Source organism: Thermodesulfovibrio sp. TK500a (assembly GCF_055381765.1).
Genome location: NZ_AP041606.1, coordinates 1,958,014 through 1,974,667 on the forward strand (window position 1 = coordinate 1,958,014; position 16,654 = coordinate 1,974,667).

The 16,654-nt window shown below is 34.0% G+C and carries 13 protein-coding genes; 6 read left to right on the top strand and 7 right to left on the bottom strand.

The genetic code is table 11. The features are described 5' to 3' along the window. Positions 1 to 8: 8 nt before the first annotated feature. Positions 9 to 914, bottom strand: coding sequence for a hypothetical protein (locus tag ACZ430_RS10315; RefSeq protein WP_297212056.1), 906 nt, complete (start codon positions 912 to 914; stop codon positions 9 to 11). 849 nt (positions 915 to 1,763) lie between these two features. Between ACZ430_RS10315 and ACZ430_RS10320 the strand changes: the two genes are divergently transcribed. From ACZ430_RS10320 to ACZ430_RS10335, 4 genes are all read left to right on the top strand, one after another. After that, positions 1,764 to 3,500: an McrB family protein gene (locus ACZ430_RS10320; protein WP_297212058.1), complete on the top strand. Its 1,737-nt coding sequence runs from the start codon at positions 1,764 to 1,766 to the stop codon at positions 3,498 to 3,500. Next, positions 3,497 to 4,879, top strand: a complete 1,383-nt coding sequence (locus ACZ430_RS10325) for an McrC family protein (RefSeq protein WP_297212061.1) — start codon at positions 3,497 to 3,499, stop codon at positions 4,877 to 4,879. Before ACZ430_RS10320 ends, ACZ430_RS10325 begins: the two co-directional genes overlap by 4 nt. Positions 4,880 to 5,123: 244 nt before the next feature. After that, positions 5,124 to 6,053 carry a 4Fe-4S cluster-binding domain-containing protein gene (locus ACZ430_RS10330; protein WP_297212064.1) on the top strand — a complete coding sequence of 310 codons (930 nt, stop codon included), beginning with the start codon at positions 5,124 to 5,126 and terminating at the stop codon, positions 6,051 to 6,053. A gap of 245 nt (positions 6,054 to 6,298) precedes the next feature. Beyond that, a complete protein-coding gene (locus tag ACZ430_RS10335; protein WP_464910590.1) occupies positions 6,299 to 6,490 on the top strand; it encodes a hypothetical protein in 192 nt (63 codons plus the stop codon). A 973-nt stretch (positions 6,491 to 7,463) separates the two neighbouring features. Here ACZ430_RS10335 and ACZ430_RS10340 read toward each other — a convergent pair. Together ACZ430_RS10340 and ACZ430_RS10345 are read right to left on the bottom strand one after the other, a co-directional pair. Further along, positions 7,464 to 7,841: a gamma-glutamylcyclotransferase family protein gene (locus tag ACZ430_RS10340; protein WP_297212069.1), complete on the bottom strand. Its 378-nt coding sequence runs from the start codon at positions 7,839 to 7,841 to the stop codon at positions 7,464 to 7,466. Between the two features lie 15 nt (positions 7,842 to 7,856). Further along, positions 7,857 to 9,119 (bottom strand): AAA family ATPase, encoded by a 1,263-nt coding sequence (locus ACZ430_RS10345; RefSeq protein WP_297212072.1) that lies wholly within the window; start codon positions 9,117 to 9,119, stop codon positions 7,857 to 7,859. A gap of 182 nt (positions 9,120 to 9,301) precedes the next feature. Between ACZ430_RS10345 and ACZ430_RS10350 the strand changes: the two genes are divergently transcribed. Then, the gene (locus ACZ430_RS10350; RefSeq protein WP_297212075.1) at positions 9,302 to 11,341 is read left to right on the top strand and encodes a hypothetical protein; all 2,040 of its coding nucleotides are present in this window, start codon (positions 9,302 to 9,304) and stop codon (positions 11,339 to 11,341) included. 505 nt (positions 11,342 to 11,846) lie between these two features. Here ACZ430_RS10350 and ACZ430_RS10355 read toward each other — a convergent pair. The 4 genes from ACZ430_RS10355 to ACZ430_RS10370 are packed head-to-tail and all read right to left on the bottom strand — an operon-like array spanning position 11,847 to position 15,605. Then, on the bottom strand, positions 11,847 to 12,698 hold the full coding sequence (locus tag ACZ430_RS10355; protein ID WP_297212077.1) for a 2-oxoacid:ferredoxin oxidoreductase subunit beta: 852 nt from the start codon (positions 12,696 to 12,698) through the stop codon (positions 11,847 to 11,849). Beyond that, positions 12,682 to 14,394 (bottom strand): 2-oxoacid:acceptor oxidoreductase subunit alpha, encoded by a 1,713-nt coding sequence (locus tag ACZ430_RS10360; RefSeq protein WP_297212080.1) that lies wholly within the window; start codon positions 14,392 to 14,394, stop codon positions 12,682 to 12,684. Before ACZ430_RS10360 ends, ACZ430_RS10355 begins: the two co-directional genes overlap by 17 nt. Continuing rightward, positions 14,394 to 15,017 carry a TusE/DsrC/DsvC family sulfur relay protein gene (locus ACZ430_RS10365; RefSeq protein ID WP_297212083.1) on the bottom strand — a complete coding sequence of 208 codons (624 nt, stop codon included), beginning with the start codon at positions 15,015 to 15,017 and terminating at the stop codon, positions 14,394 to 14,396. Before ACZ430_RS10365 ends, ACZ430_RS10360 begins: the two co-directional genes overlap by 1 nt. Positions 15,018 to 15,026: 9 nt before the next feature. Continuing rightward, positions 15,027 to 15,605, bottom strand: coding sequence for a superoxide dismutase (locus tag ACZ430_RS10370; protein WP_297212086.1), 579 nt, complete (start codon positions 15,603 to 15,605; stop codon positions 15,027 to 15,029). Positions 15,606 to 15,723: 118 nt separating this feature from the next. On the opposite strand from ACZ430_RS10370, the gene ACZ430_RS10375 reads away from it, so the two are divergent. After that, on the top strand, positions 15,724 to 16,653 hold the full coding sequence (locus ACZ430_RS10375; protein WP_297212089.1) for a methyltransferase domain-containing protein: 930 nt from the start codon (positions 15,724 to 15,726) through the stop codon (positions 16,651 to 16,653). Position 16,654: the final 1 nt, after the last annotated feature.

Below are 16,654 nucleotides of genomic sequence, written 5' to 3' on the forward strand. Positions count from 1 at the left end.
GGAAATCACTAAAACCATCCTAATAATACGAGTTCTGTTATCCTTTCTCTGATCTTTCTATACTGAAGGGAATCACTTAATGCAGTTTCATGACTTGGTAATCCACTTCTTATGTAATTAATTAAATCACTCAACAGTTGAAGGTTTTTCTCAATTAAAAGTTCTGCAGGGTCTTTCCTTGAAACTATAAAGTCTATAACCTCCACATACCGTTCTCTTGCTTGCATTATTGCTTTAAAATTAGCTTTTTTTATTTTTTCAATAAATGTCATTCGCCTTGCTTCTCTTTTATCCTTATCTTTACTCTTGCCTATTTCCTCAAGAAAGAGGGAATCATCGAAATTGGCTGTTCTTTCAAATAGTCCTACAAGATCAATCATAGAGAGATAATTTTCAACTTTCTCCTTGTCTATTTCATTTTTGAGGGTCTCTGCTTTCTTTTTTAAACTTAAAAAATCCCTTCTATGTAGCTTTATCATAAAAACACAATCCGAAAGGTCTTGTTTATTAGCCCTGCAGAGTTTTGAGACAATAAGATTTTCAACGGGAATAGATACTGCCGATAGCCTTTTCCCACTGTATAAAGTTACTTTTTCTTTGTCATCAATATCACCTAAATCAATAGATTCCTGAGACTCATTAGAAAATCTTAATGCAAGATTTACTGACTTTTCAGAGACTGGAAATTCGTCCCCTACTGAAAGTCCTACTTTTAAACAGGCGTTGATGAAATCTTCTATGTCTTCTATTTCTGTCAGGGGAGACCAGATATTAATGTTGTCTGTTGTTCTTTGATACATCCCCATTGAAATTAAAACATACCCTCCAAAAACACAAAGAATGGCTTTAGAGTTTAAATATTTATCAATTTCACTAAAAAGAAATAGTGGATGCGTTTTTTTAAACTCTGTCATATTCGGATAGCTTTACTCATTTCCAACAAAATTATGCCACTTATGCGATTAATTTTCACTTCCAATGCCTTGAGCAAGAGCAATTAGATAAATTTATATATACCTCCTTATATATACCTACATTTATATCCATATTTACAAAATAGAGAAATAAATCGCTCATGATAGGAACTATTATATCAAACTCTGAAGAATCTCACATACTAATCCCACCAACTATGCAGATGAATTAACTAACATTGTCTTGAGTGGAAAATATTTACAATATATTGTTCTTTCTATATTTAATGTAATAACTGATAGAAAATCGCCAAAAATTGATTTATAATAAAGAATCTTAACATAAGAAAAAACATTATGAAGATAATAAAAATTAATAAAAACAATATCGACAATAGAATATTTGCTGCGCTATTGGAAATGATAAACAGAACCAAAATCATGCTCAGAAAAAGAAAGAATAGATGAAGGAAATGTTTAAATAATGTTTAAATATGGATTAGTACTTAAGAGATTTCATTAAGGATGTAAAATACATTTAATATATGCTAATTAAAATATATGGGAACCAATTTATGTTAGAAATTATATGATTATAAATTGTATTTATTTTGGAAATTTTAAAGGGAAAGGTTTATTAAAATAATTTATTTAGAAGTATTTTAAAAGATTATCGGAGGTTTTTAAAAATAGAAAGATCCCTTTATAATCAAGAAACTACAAATTTATAAAAAAGCACAACAAATGGGAAAAACATTTGGGAAACTGGGAATTTATTATATGACTTTTAAACTTATTCACTAACTGGAAAACAAAATTGAAAAATTATTAAAGAAAAGAGGAAATGGTATGAGTAATAACAACGGGAAAAAACTCATAAAAGAAATTCAAAATTTCATAAGAGAAAAAGCTAAAGAGTTCGGTGCTAATCCAGATAACGAATTTAACAAACCCTATGTTGAACGGAAAAATATTGAAGATCAAGCTCTTAATGACAATGGGGCATTTTTTGGATTTATACATCCCGAAGAGGAACCTTCCGGCCCTTATCACGACTTTTCTTTTGTTATTTTTCCATCTGACAAACAAAATGATTCTTTCGACTTTTATGAGGAAGAATTCAAGGACAAATACACCATACAAGGTTTAGTTGATGCACTAAAGAAAGATAAAGTTATCGATGAGAAAATGGTAATTGACAATATAGAAAAGCTCAATAAAATATTAGAAAATACCGAGTTATATGAGAAAATACTTCAATCTAAGGAACAACAGCAAACAACTGATAGACTTACTTCTCTTAGGGAAGATTATAATAATAGTAAGAATAAAGATGTTTTAAAGAAGCTTAATAGAACTCTATTAGAGACGTTTTATCCTCAGCAAACCCCGAAGAGCCCAAAAACTAAACCATGGTTAGTTTGCCTTGGAGTAGGTTTACTTGGTTTCAAAAATGACTATGAACTTGCAACTTATCCAGGCTTAAGGAGATTATTTTCGAGACTAATAAATCAAGATGGTTTTTGCAAATCTGACTTTTCAGACATAGAAGCGAGTTTACCAAAATTAATCACTAATAGGACAGACTTACAGCACCTAAAAAACACAATTAAGACATACACAAAAGTTTTACCAGCTTGTCAAATCGTTCACGATCCACAAAGCGAGGAAGGAAAAAAAATTATCGCAGCTTTTCTTGCTGGCTATGCAAAGATTAGAGACTGGCCCTCTAACCAAAACCATAGAAAAGCAATTTCAAAAGCTTTAGAGCCATTTTTAGGGGAAAATACAATCAATGAAATAGAAGAAGTAAAAAAGCTCTTATTAGAAAGAAAATACATAATTCTTCAAGGTCCTCCTGGAACAGGAAAAACCAGGACTGCAAAAATTGTTACAGACCAAATAGGAGCCAAAACATTTTTCACACAATTTCACGCAGAAACAAGTTTTTCTGATTTTATTTTTGGAATTCGACCTGACACAGCAAAAGAAGAGCTGAGATACAAAGAAAATCTAGGTATTTTTTCAGAGGCCTTAAAATATGCTGTTGAACATAACAATGAAAAGGTTATTTTAATCATTGACGAAATAAATAGGGCTAATCTATCAAATGTATTAGGGCCTATTTTTTATTTATTTGAACACAAGATGGATATTTCTAATGTTGAAATTGAAATTGCTCCTAATTTTAAAATAAAGAAACTACCTGAGAACTTCTTTGTAATTGCCACAATGAATACCGCCGATAGAAGTTTAGCTGTTGTTGACTTTGCATTAAGAAGACGTTTTGCTTGGTATACTCTAAAACCAAAAAAAATTGAAGTAGAAGAGCCTTATAAATTTTATGTTGAAGACTTTCAAAGATTTCAAGAAATTTTTGAGTGGTATGCAACAAGCGAAGAGTTAAACTTACAACCAGGACAAGGATATTTTATTGCAAGCACCGATGAAGAAATGGAAAATCGTATTAGATATGAATTATTACCTTTGATTAAAGAGTATCTGCAAGAAGGTTTTTTGCTAAATGCAAAAGAAGAATTTAACAACTATTTCTTCGATAGAATAGAACTCTCATTGTTCGAATGACAAAGTCAAAAAAATTAGATGTTTTTTGCGAAATTCCCTGCCTGACTGAACAGTCAAAAAAGTTACGTGGAGTTGACTTGCAAAAAAAGTGGTTTAAATCAGCCGATAAAAGATATATTGGACAATATCTTCAAAAATTCATCAATTACAATTCAAAAGCATTTCAATTTCTTGGTATACAGCCATATATTTTGGGAACGGACCGAAATACTGAACTAGCATTCCGTTCTTCTGAGTATATTGGTGCCATTCCTCTTAGGGCCCCTGATACAGGAAAACAAATTGGTGATTTTGTAGTTATGCCAAGGTATGGTGGTCGGGACAGATTTGAGGATTACATTGAAATTTTGAATTTAATAGGAACCGACATCAGCCCAGAGATTATTGATAGCTTACCTTTAGCTTCAGGTAAAAACTTCAGACCTCCATTATATCTGGAGGCGGTAAAATTCATTGATTTACTTGAGAAACTTACAATGAATCCATGGAAAAAATTTGATAATGTTGAAAAAATATCAAATCAGCCGTGCGGACAAATAAATTGGAAAAAGTATATAAACAATGAATATAAGATTGAAAACCGTTTGAAATTTCCTGTAAGATCAAATGTATTAAGCGAATTTCATAGTGAATATGCAGAAATCAGATATGTATTTGACATTTGTAAGTGTGAACTTCTTTCACATAATACACCACAGAGAATTAAGAACAATTTAAGATCGAAGTTGATTTTTCTTGAAGAACGTTTGTATTACCACAAACCAAAAGTTACTAAAAAAATTAAAATAAGGTTTTCTGATAGTCCAACAGTTAAAGCCTGCAAGGAACAAGCAAATAGAATTTTGAATTTCAATCTTGTAGACAGCACTGCTTGGCGTGTTGATTTTGCAGAGGTTTTCGAAAAATTTATACAATATATTTTTAAAGAAGTAGCAAAAGAAACTGGAGGTCGATTATATTCAAACTTCAAGTTTCACTCGATGAATTCAAAGCATTACTCTTGGGAACTCAATCATATAGAGCCTGACGCAATTTACCAAAAAGAAAATATTCTAGTTTTCATTGACGCCAAATATAAATCAAATCTTTATAATAAGTATGATCAGAGTGAATTTTTAAAAGAAGATCACAGACACGATCTACACCAAATAATGGCTTACTCATCTTTTAGTAGCACATATTTTAAATTTGGTTTTCTTTGTTATCCATCGAACCAAATCGAATTAAAGAGCATTCAGTATAGAAACACCATAAATGATGTAAAAAATATCATATTTATCTTAGGTATTCCTTTAAAAAAGGAGAGCTTAAACGAAATAAAACTATTGTTGATCAACAAATTTAACGAGATTGAAATAATAGCAACTACAAGTAAATAGTTTACGATTCAAATTTGCAATAAGTTGTAATATTGAAAAGAAGCCATTATGTCAGACTTTTATATGCTACCGGAAAATGCTTTGAACCTTAAAATTTCATCGATATTCAAATGGTATTCAAAAAAGTAAAATGCCGAGATAATAAAGATGATATGCAGTTGCACTTGTGATAAATTTTATGTTACATTTTTTTTTTACTTTTTTAACAATTGAAAGAAAAGATTTGAACCTAGGAGGAGAAAACATGGTATATCTAGCTTTACAGAGACATTATAATGCACCAAAGAATCAACCACATAACAAAACTATCGCAATTCAGAAGTGTGGTAATTACCCTTATGAAATCTCTTTGCGCTTTGCAGGATGTCAGTTAAAGTGCGGAGCTTGCTATTCTGCAAGCTATTCATGGCACCCTTGTTTTATAAATAGTAATCGTGTTGTCAATAACAAAACAATAAATGATCTAGTTAATGACTACAATGCCTTACCAACAGGGCAACCACCTTACAATTGGATGAGGATTGTAGGCGGTGAGCCCTTAAAAAATCAAAATTATGTTGACTTTTTGTTTAATTTCCTAAAATCAATCCAAAATACTCACATATTTAATAATAAAGTAATAATACAAACTAATGGAATTTATTTAGGACAAGAGTTACTTGGAAACCAAAATACAAATTTTAGCAACATTCTTAAACAACATTTAAATGATTTAAAAAAAATACACCCCCAACTACAAATCGTAATTGAAATATCTATAAAAGGCTCAAACGCAAACGAATTTCAACTAATATCACAATCAAATCCCAATTTATTCCAATATAACATTGGTGTATATAATGCGCTTAAAAATTTGAATATTTCAAATCTGAGACCTACAGTAGTTGCAGGGTTCGGTATTAACGAATCTCTATTGTTACCTGGATCAAGAGTGAGTAAAAATACAAGAATATTGACAATTCTAAATTCTAATAGGACACCTATTTTTCACAACTCAGGATGGTCACCCGATTTCAAGAATCTTTATAATGACTTTCTTCAAGATTGTAAAAACCGAAATATAAATTTTCAAAAAATGCCAATGCATGGATTTGATCCTAATAGTGGATGGGGGAGAAACGCAATTGTTAATGCAAAAAAATATATAATAAAATATATAATAATTATTTTTTAGACTCCCCATTTTCAGCATTAGGGTCAAACTTACAACAATGCGTGTTAGATATACGTAATGATTTTTTCTACCCTGCAATTATACATAATGGGTCTTTATCCCCTGATAATCATGCATATTATTCTGCTTTATAAGTTTTGCCATAAATGGGGTAGTGGTTGATCTTTTTCTCGGCGTAGGGATTTCTGAATAGGAAGCATTTCTAATAAAGCTTTGTTTAATTAGTGTGGATCAAACCTATTGCTATGAGACTTGCCTACATGCTTTTATCAACTTCTTTCATGGTAGAGGTGCAAGAAGCATTCGTCCATCTTTATGGACTCGCTAGAGATTTAATTTTGTATAATCCATGCAATCTATTTGCTCTGTCAAGATATTCTCTTGGATACTCAAGGAAAAAGCCAAATCTACCATTCTTCAATGTTTCTCTAAGCTAGCTCAATCTGAATATGTAGTTTCCTATCTTTTCAGTGAAGTAAACGGGGTTTCAAAATTTCCAATATTATCAAAAATTAGAATTCCATAATTTATCTGGAAGCCTGAAGCTTAAGAGTCTCTTAGTTTTATGAATGAGTTAACTTTATTCATTTCTTATCCTTTTAGTTGATTTTTTGAAGAAGTTGCATAATTGCATCTATCAGGCTTTCAAACCTTACACGTTTTTCGCCATACAGATTTATCATTTAATTCTCCATTATCTTAAGAATTGTTATAACTGCAAGAAATCTATCTTTATTAAGATTGTTTAAAATATCAGTCGCCAAATCTGCTACTTCTTTGCTGATTTGTTCTTGCATGATGTTGATGAGAAAGACATTCTTTTTAGGTTTATAATAGACATTGGAAACCTCTTGTACTTTATCAAAAAGTTTCCGGAGGAAAATCCGAGTGTAGAGATTTTCCATCCTAAGTATAAATTAATATCAATCCTCGTATTTAAAAATGCTAAAACAGCAAGGAAAGTCATATCTGAATCAATAAAGGAACGATTAGATTTACCTCCTCTCTTTTATTTGCAAGGATTGCAACTTTCCTCTCTTTCGCGTCCTATCTGAAATAACTCTGGCAAGAAATCCTTTAAGCTTATAAATCATCTCATATCTTAAAATTCTTACCCGCTCCCTTAAACAACTTATTATACACATATGCAAGTTCGCAGTGTATGGTGTAGCCGTAGAAATATCAGGAGTGGGTTGTGGATGAAAAGTCTGAGAATAGTCACTTTAAAATTATAATACTAAGGAGTATTTTTTAATTTTCGTCTTGGTTATCAGGACTATCTAGAATTTCCTGCTAAATAAAGATTGAGCCCTTTCTGGGAAAATCCCAAAAATGGATTTCCCCAGAAAGCTTTTTATAGTTTTTATATAGGTGCATTTAAAAAGGTTTCAATGTCAAAGACTATTGTTTTCATAATACCTCCTTCTGATTTAAATATTTTATCCAGTCACCATCTTTTATTAATTTAGCATTATTTATCGGGAAACTATAAACATAGACATGAGCATTAATCCTATCTCCTTGCTCTAATTCCACCTCGCAGAATGTTTTTCTAAAAAGCCCAAGTCTCAACCCCTCTATATAGTCAAGCCAATCAATAAATGCATTACTTACCTCATAGACCTCACCGTATATAATACCTTTGCCGGCAACGACTCCCGGATAGGCACCAAAATCATACATGTCAAACCCACATACTCTACCAAAACCTAAAAATCTGCAGCTTTCAATGAGTTTATGTCTTTTTTGCCCCTTTCTTAATGTTCCGTATACAAAAAGTTTTTCCATTTTTTTCCTCTCCTTTTAGTACACATTAAACCCAATTCTTTTTTTCTCCGTTCTGAAGCATCCCTTTATTTCTTTTGATAGTTCTTCCTTGAAGAAGTCCTTAATATCTTTTCCATAGTGCCAAGGTGACAGGTATCTGCGATAAATTGTCTTTAGCTTACCTTTTAGTGATCTGAAATCATGCTTTTTTATTTTTACAATTTCACCGAGAAGGTCTCTGATTGTATCAGAGTTTTTAAATGCTTCTTCTAACCGCTTGTCAATTCTTCCGACTTCTTCATTAAAACTCTTAAGTACATATTCGGCAAGAAAATCTTCTGACATAGGCTTTACAAAAACAGTATAAGCTCTTGACTTGATATAGTCTGGAATCTGATTTTCGTCATTAGCGGTTAGAATAAAAACAAAGCTTTTTAAGTGATAAAGAGGCAGATTGAGATAGGGGTCTTCAAATGTTTTTACAGGGTCTATGATGTGGTTTATAGTATCTATTAGACGGTGTTCGTTGGAATGTCCTGTTTTATCGACTTCATCAAATATCACAATAAAAGGAAACTTTTTCACTTCTATCATTTTCCTCGCAAGTATGCTCTCTTTACTGTTAGACCAGTTTGATGCTGAACCGGCAACCCCTAAGTAGTCATTTGATGCACAGTCAATTGTAATGCATGGTATTCTTAATACATCAGCAACTATCTGACCAATCCAGCTTTTTCCGCACCCAGGCTCACCTATAAGGAGAAGAGACTGACAACTCAGATATCTGCTCCATGATAAATCTTTTAATGTGATATGATAATCTCTTTTTCGCGCAAACCTCATGAGTTCGATGTAATATCCGACTATAGTTTCACAAACCTTACGTAGAGAATCGTTACTTATAACCAGACTGTCAAGCTTTCTCTTTATTTTTTCTGGAGAGAAAAATAATCTGGAGTTTGTAGGAAGTTGAAGTATTTTGTAGAATATATCTGCCTCGCTGTCTGAACCTCCTTTTTCATTGAATTTTTTTAGCCAACTTTCAAGACTAAGAGCATATCTTTTGGGATAGATAGTATTCAACACTCCATTAAATTTTTCAAAATTTTGTAGATTTTTGAAAAAATCAGTTCTTTCCTGATTGTCATAAAAGATTTTTTCCAGATGCTCAGGCGATAAGTCCGTTGTTACCTTTCCAAGCAATCTCTGCAATTCAAAAATTGAGGATTCTTGATTATTCAGTTTTGAGGCAAACCTTTGGTTAAAGTTCTTATCTCTCTTTACAACATTATCACTCATGCTTTACCTCCTTAATAGTTTTTATAACTAATTATAATTATAAAAACTATTTTTTGTCAAGTAAAATATTTTTTAAAAATTATTTAATTTGAAAAAAATGTATTAGACTTGTTTTGATGCAGTGAGGGTTTTATTTAAAGTTAAATTATTGAAAATAATTTTAAAAAACTATAAAATATAGTATGAAGATTTTTGATGAATTTTTAGAGATTTTTAATGAATTGATCACCAATCCAAGTGCATTAAAAGTTTTCAGTGAACTTCAAAAACAAGTTTTAGACTCAGACGGTAATAACATTTTTCATTATCTTGTCTTCTCTGAAAATTTACAACTTATAAGAAAAGTTGTAGAATTTTTGAAAGAAAACGATTTACAGTCTTTTAAAAAATTAATCACAGAAAAAAACAGATTTACAGAGACACCCAGAGACTGGGCATTGTCTATCAAGAATTACAAACTTAGAGAGAGCATTTCATCACTGTTAGAGAATAAGGATAAAGAGCCGCCTCGTGCCTATTGGGACAGATTCTATCAAAGTGTGCCTACATCTGGTTTTAGCTTCATGAATCCTATAAATTTTATGATTAATACTAAAAATAACCTTGATTTACCTGAATACAGTATTTCCGAAAAGCATAAAGGAGGATATATCGGCTCAATATACGGAAAAAACTTGCTTAAAAGTAGTCTTAAAAGGATTCTCTCGCCTTGCGAGATTCTCTATTCCTTCTCTGAACATCTCGGCAATGTTTTACTAAGAGGAGAGATTATCGAGCCACGCTTTAAGAGAGCATATCTCCATCTATATCACTTTTTCTCAGAAGGCTTATTTACTGTTGATGAAGCAAAGGATAAGCTTGCTGAAATGGGAGAGGATGTGTCAAATGTAAACGTAATCATCAAAAGACTATCGGATGCTAATTTGATTTTGAAGATTTCAAGGGAAAAAGAAACTGAAAGAAAAAATGAAAAAAACACAATGGGTAGACCAAAATCCTTATACAGACTTGCCAATTTTTTTTCAACAGACGAGGAATGTCCAAAGACAGTAGAGGATAGGCTTAAGGAAAATCCCTCCTCCATAAATCATTACTTTACACCTATCAAAGCATTAGCCAGATGGATTATTAATGAAGTTACAGAGAACGAATACTACCTTGTGATATCTTCCATTCTTGAGGGATATTTGAAAAGCTTCGGTAATGTTGAATTTATCCATGCTCTTGCCATTTATGATTATCCTAAAAGACACAAAAAAAGAGGAAGAAAAAAAGAATACGCCGAGATTCATTTATGGATTAAAAGTGTAAGCAATTTTTCTCAAACTGTTTTCAGAAAACTCATTGAAAGGAAGATATACATAACGGACGAACAGATTTTATCATTAATCGTGGAGCTCTTTCAGGAAAGGTCAAGAATTCTCGGAACTGCAATGAGTTATGAGTTAAAAGGATTGCTTGCCAGATTTATTTCTGACAGATTATTTAATTTGTCAGAGGAGGCTTCTGCACCATCTAAAAATAAGAGTTTGAATCTCATTGTTCCTTTTGTTGATTCTGATATGACTTTTCTCTCTGTTTTGGCCTACTTGAAGAAAATTGGAGTTGAAGTTAATTTGTATATAAATTTGGAAAATTCTACTCTCTCTCTGTTACTAAGAAAACTTTTTGATAGGGTTAATGTTCAAGTTGCTAATTTTACTCATGTCCAAGACCTTAAATATCTTTCTAATAAAAGAAATGTTTTTCTCATAAACATCCCCCATGAACAAATAGGTAAAGAAGAAGCTAAGATTGTCATAGATAGTATGAATGAACTCAAAAGCGAGACTTCTATTGCATTAATGACTTTTCCGAGATTAAGGGAAAATGAATTAATCAGCCTTTACAGGGAAAGATACATAACTTATGACAGATTCATTGGTAAAATAGAAGAAATTCTTGAGAAAAATCAATTAAATGGATTAGATATGTCTGGACTTAATTCTTTCATAAAGTTAAAAGATTCCTCTCCTTCAGGCTCTCAGATAAATTACGGCATACTGATTCTTGATAAAAACAGAGAATTAAAAAACACGGTTTACTTTGCAGAGGAAATTGAAAACTATACTTTTAGATTGAGCTGGTTAAGGGATACACTTAAGAGTGGTAGCTTCGGATTCATCTTAGAGTATTCAGAAGAGTATCTTGGCAGTGGTAGCAGATTAGCCTGGATTGTATGAATGAATATTTTCAAAAGTTATTAAGTTAAAATTTTTTGCCAAAGACTAACATGTAAATGCTCAATCCTAAAATACTCATTTTCTTATCAATACGAGAATGACCCAAAAAATGATATAAATCTGGGGCGAATGGCAGAACAATCTTTACTTGCAGACTAAACTTGCTTATTGAATATCTAAAAAGGTTGATTGATAAGAATTTTAATTTCTGTTGTCTATATAGGATATATAATAAAACGAAGATGGATAAAGAGGAGCCATTTTAGTTTAGCTATTAACACATGAGTAGAATACCTTTGTTGAACTTTCAAGACATTTTTAGTTCAAATACTATGAGTAGCACCGGAGTAATTTTGTATAAAGTTTTATAAATCAGAAGCCAAAAAGCGTTTACAAAAGTGAGCGCTCTATAGGTAAAAAAAATTGATAGATTGCCAAACTAAGGAATAAATCACAAAAATATTTTAATTTGACATATTTTCAGAAAATTGGAGCACGAGTAAGTCTAATAGAACTCTAAGAAAATTTCTTTTATCTTTTCTGGGTTGAATTTTTGCTCTACAAGAGTTTCACTTGAAATTACAGGAATTTGCCCATCGAGGGAAGGTTTATTAGCTATATAAATAATTCCGATTGGAATTCTCTCACCCCATTCAAGGGATTTCTCAAAGGCTCTAATTCTGTCCCTTGGGTCATAGTCATCGGACAGTCTGTAAACCCTCTCTTTGTACCATTCAAAGGTATTTACTTTATTGAAACTTACACAGGGTTGAAGTATGTCTATGAGAGTGAATCCTCTGTGGTTTACTGCTTCTTTAATCAGACCCTTTAGATGGTCAATATCTCCTGCAAAGGCTCGGGCAACAAAGCTACAATTTAGAGCTATTGCTAAAGTTAAAGGATTAAACTGTTCTGAGAAAACTCCAAAAGGTTGAACCTTTGTGACCATTCCTTTCATTGAAGTTGGTGATGCCTGCCCCTTTGTAAGTCCGTATATTTGATTGTCATGGACAAAGAGTTTTACGTCAATGTTTCGCCTTATTGCATGGATAAGGTGATTTCCACCCTCTCCATAGCAGTCTCCATCACCTGCTACAGCAAAGACCTTAAGCTTATGATTTGTAAGCTTTATTCCTGTTGCAACAGGTAGAGTTCTTCCATGTAATCCATTGAAGGTATGACATCTTGTATAGTGGGGAAATTTCCCAGCCTGACCTATTCCAGAGACAATTACGAATTCATGGGGACTAAGCCCAAGCTCAACTATTGCTTCATTGAATGCCCTTAAGATTGAAAAGTTACCGCATCCAGGACACCAGGCAGGCTTCTGCCCTTTGAAATCATCTAAGGTAGGCATAGACTCTCTCCTTGAGTTCATCTAAGGTAAAAGGTCTTCCATCAAAGCGATTTATGTGGTTTTTTAGCTCTATTCCAGTCTCCATCCTAATGAGCTTTGCAAACTGACTTGTGGCATTCTGTTCGATATTTATTGTGACTTTTGCTTTCTCTATTTTCTCTGTCCATCTCAAATCATTTGAAAAGGGATAGAGTTCACTGAAATGAAGCATTGTTATTTTAAACTTATTAGAGAGTTCATCAACTACTTCTCTCACTATTCCATATGTTGAACCCCAACAAGTTAGCACTATTTCAGGCTCAAGGACACCATAAAGCTTTGGTGGCTCAATTTCTCTCTGAATTAGGGGCATTTTTCTAAATAGCCTCTTTTCAACCATTTTAATCCTTGTCTCTGCATCCTCAATTATGTGTCCCTCTTCGTCATGTTCATCACTGTCAGTGACAACGAGATGTTCTGAGTCTCCGGGAACACCAAGTGGAGATACCCCTGTCTCTGTGAAGGCATGTCTCTTATAGCTCTCTAATGCTCTAAACTCACCGTTTCTCAATCTATAATCAATGTATTTCAAACGGGAAAGGTCAAATCCTGTATAACTCCACTGGCTATCAGCAAGATACTGGTCTGTAAGAATTATCACTGTAATTTGATATTTCTCTGCCAAGTCAAAGGCTTTGTTTGTAAGGAAGAAGGCTTCTTCAGGGCTTCCCGGTGCAAATAGCACCCGTGGAAACTCTCCATGTCCTGCAAAGAGGGCAAAAAAGAGGTCTGCCTGCTCAGTTCTTGTAGGAAGTCCTGTGGCAGGACCTGGTCTTTGGGCAAGGGCAATTACAAGGGGAGTTTCGGTCATTCCTGCCAAAGAGAGTCCTTCAACCATAAGGGCAAAGCCACCGCCTGAAGTTCCAGTCATGGCACGTACTCCAGCAAAGGATGCACCAAGTGCCATATTAATTGCAGCAATCTCATCTTCTGCCTGCTCAACAACTATTCCAAATTCCTTTGCTTTATCGGCAACAAAATTAAGTATCCCTGTTGAAGGTGTCATCGGATAGGCAGAATAAAACTTAAGACCAGAGGCGCAGGCACCAGCACCTATTGCTTCATTACCTGTAATTAGCATTTTCGGAGATTCAAACCCTGAAACCATAAAGGAGCAGGTAAGGCAGTGCTCCCTTGCAAAGTTATAACCTGCCTCTGATGCTCTAAGGTTTGCCTCAATAACTTCGCTTCCCTTTTTCTTAAAGGTCTTCTTTATTAGTTCATACATAATATCAGGCTTCATCCCAAGCATTCCCACAACTGCACCAACTGCCACAGTATTTGCCATGATTTTACTTCCACCGTGTTTGATTGCTAAGTCAAAGAGAGGCACATCAAGGAAGTTGGCTTTTTCGTATTTTTCCTTTAAATATGATGAATCATAGAGAACATGACCTGTAGGACTAAGTTCCCTTTCATGTTGAATGATGCTTTCTCTGTCGAGGGCAACAAGGATGTCAATGGGAGTTCTTGAGGCAGTGATAGGCTTGTCTGAGATTCTTATTTGATAGAAATTGTGTCCACCTCTTATTCGGGACTCGTAATCCTGATGGGTAAAGACATAGTAACCAGCCCTTGCAAATAGGCGGGACAGGGTCTCACCAACTGTCTGAATTCCCTGTCCTGCCTCACCACCTATCTTGATTGAGTAATCCATTATGAGGGAGTTACGCCATATTTGACTATGTTTATTAGATTGTTATCAGGTTTGGGAAGTCCTGCAATCTTCCAAGCAATGATAGGGTCAATCAATTTCTCAGCAATACAGTCCTTTGGCTGATTTACATTTTTACAGACGTGGCTAAGAACTGGGAAGTAGTTGTAAGTTTTATAGTAATTATTAATAAACTTGACCATATCAAGCTGTTCCTTTGTAAGAACTCCAACTCCCTCCCGTAGGGCAATCATCTGGGCAACCTTTTCATTCCAGTCGTTTATATTTTTTAGATAACCTTCTTCATCAAGGGCTACAGTTTTCTCAACAGCCTTGTATTCGGCTACTACTTCAGGCTTTTCCCTTTCAAAACGCTCTCTTTCAGTGAAGTTTTTAATGAACTGACCAATCTGTACTCCAAGATAGACACACTTTACATTATTCATGCAGTCATCGGCATCTTGCTTATCAAGATGGGTAATAAGCTCAGAAGTTCCCTTTTGAAATCTCAAAATGTAAGAATGTTTCTCCTCACTGTAGTAAATCGTAACGTTAAAACCCTGCTCTTTAACTTCTGGATACATTTCAAGTATTTTTGCCTTTAAATCATCAATTGTGTAAGCCATAAATTCCTCCTATTTCACTCTTTTTTCTACTTCTTGCCAGTTAATATTTTTAAAGAATGCTTCAATGTAGTCAGCTCTCTTAAGACCATAATCAATCATGAAGGCATGTTCAAAGACATCCATTATAAGCAGGGGATTACATCCAGAGGGATGACCCACATCGTGTTCGTTTATCCAGAAGTTGAAAAGTTTTCCAGTGAGAGTATCCTGATAGAGAACAATCCAGCCAATTCCTCTCATTGTGCCAGTTGCCTTAAAGTCCTTAAGCCAATTCTCAAAGCTTCCGAAGTTTTCATTAATAAGTAACATAAGTTTTCCAGCCTCTGGAGGAACACCATTGCCACCGAGATTTTCAAAGTAGTATTCATGAAGTCTTACTCCATTCCATTCCCAACCAAGCCTTCTTTTAAGCTCTGCATACTCAGGTGTGCCTGTTTTTCCCTCCTTAAGCATCTGATTGAGTGTGTCAAGAAGCTTATTCGTGTTGGTCACATAGCCCTGGTAGAGAGTAAAGTGATTTTTAAGGAGGGTTTCACTAAATCCAGACATTCCAATAAGATTTGAATAGTCCTTTGCCTGATAAGCCATAGGAGACCTCCTACTGAAATTTTATAAACAATAATAACAGATGGAGTTTTGAATGTCAATTCTGAGTTGGTTTATAATTTAGAAGTATTTAAAGATTCAACTTTTTAAAGGGGGATTTATGAAAAAGTTTTTGATAGAGTTTTTGATTTGTCCAGTTTGCCTTCCCTTTGAAGTAGAGCTTAAACTGAATGCCAATCAATCTGAAGAGGATGATGTAGTGGTGGGATTTTTGTTCTGTGAAAAATGTGGTTCAAAATTTAGAATATCCGATGGAGTTGCAATTTTAACACCCGACCCAGAATGGAAGCCCATTCAGGGAAATAAGTATGAAAATCCAAAGGTAGTCTCATCCTACTTGTGGAGTCACTACGGTGACCTTCTTCATGATAAAGAATGGCTTCCTGCCTATCCAGAGTGGGCATCTCTTATGGAAAGAAGTAGTGGCATAAGTCTTGACATTGGTTGCGCTGTAGGAAGATTTGTTTTTGACATGGCAGGAAAGAGTGATTTCTCAGTTGGTATTGACCTATCCTTTGCCTTCATTAAGACTGCAAGGGAGATAATGAAAAGAAGAGGAAAAAGATTTGAACTCACTGAAGAGGGACTTATTACAAGGGAGGCTGAGTTTACTCTTCCCGAATCTATGAAAACAGACAATACCGAGTTTATCGTAGCCGATGCACTAAGGCTTCCCTTTAGAAGAGAGACCTTTTCAAAGATTGTTTCTTTAAATATTCTCGACAAAGTGCCAGTACCCTTTAGACATCTTGAGGAGATGAATAGAGTTGGAAAGCCCTCGGGTTGCCAAATTCTAATTTCAGATCCCTATTCATGGTCTGAGGAGGTTGCTCCTCAGGAGCAATGGCTTGGAGGAAAGGGAGATGGAAGATTTTATGGATATGGTCATGAAAATGTAGCTAAAATACTTGAGAACGTTCTCGTTCCACCATGGAAAGTTGAGGCAGAGGGAGTTGTGAACTGGAAAATAAGGAATCATAGAAATCATGCGGAACTAATCAAGAGTCTATACACAAAAGCTCAAAGATAGG

What these genes read in the sequence shown, in the direction of transcription:
- ACZ430_RS10315 (WP_297212056.1), bottom strand. Translation starts at nt 914, where the DNA reads ATGACAGAGTTTAAAAAAACGCATCCACTATTTCTTTTTAGTGAAATT.
- ACZ430_RS10320 (WP_297212058.1), top strand. Translation starts at nt 1,764, where the DNA reads ATGAGTAATAACAACGGGAAAAAACTCATAAAAGAAATTCAAAATTTC.
- ACZ430_RS10325 (WP_297212061.1), top strand. Translation starts at nt 3,497, where the DNA reads ATGACAAAGTCAAAAAAATTAGATGTTTTTTGCGAAATTCCCTGCCTG.
- ACZ430_RS10330 (WP_297212064.1), top strand. Translation starts at nt 5,124, where the DNA reads ATGGTATATCTAGCTTTACAGAGACATTATAATGCACCAAAGAATCAA.
- ACZ430_RS10335 (WP_464910590.1), top strand. Translation starts at nt 6,299, where the DNA reads ATGAGACTTGCCTACATGCTTTTATCAACTTCTTTCATGGTAGAGGTG.
- ACZ430_RS10340 (WP_297212069.1), bottom strand. Translation starts at nt 7,841, where the DNA reads ATGGAAAAACTTTTTGTATACGGAACATTAAGAAAGGGGCAAAAAAGA.
- ACZ430_RS10345 (WP_297212072.1), bottom strand. Translation starts at nt 9,119, where the DNA reads ATGAGTGATAATGTTGTAAAGAGAGATAAGAACTTTAACCAAAGGTTT.
- ACZ430_RS10350 (WP_297212075.1), top strand. Translation starts at nt 9,302, where the DNA reads ATGAAGATTTTTGATGAATTTTTAGAGATTTTTAATGAATTGATCACC.
- ACZ430_RS10355 (WP_297212077.1), bottom strand. Translation starts at nt 12,698, where the DNA reads ATGCCTACCTTAGATGATTTCAAAGGGCAGAAGCCTGCCTGGTGTCCT.
- ACZ430_RS10360 (WP_297212080.1), bottom strand. Translation starts at nt 14,394, where the DNA reads ATGGATTACTCAATCAAGATAGGTGGTGAGGCAGGACAGGGAATTCAG.
- ACZ430_RS10365 (WP_297212083.1), bottom strand. Translation starts at nt 15,017, where the DNA reads ATGGCTTACACAATTGATGATTTAAAGGCAAAAATACTTGAAATGTAT.
- ACZ430_RS10370 (WP_297212086.1), bottom strand. Translation starts at nt 15,605, where the DNA reads ATGGCTTATCAGGCAAAGGACTATTCAAATCTTATTGGAATGTCTGGA.
- ACZ430_RS10375 (WP_297212089.1), top strand. Translation starts at nt 15,724, where the DNA reads ATGAAAAAGTTTTTGATAGAGTTTTTGATTTGTCCAGTTTGCCTTCCC.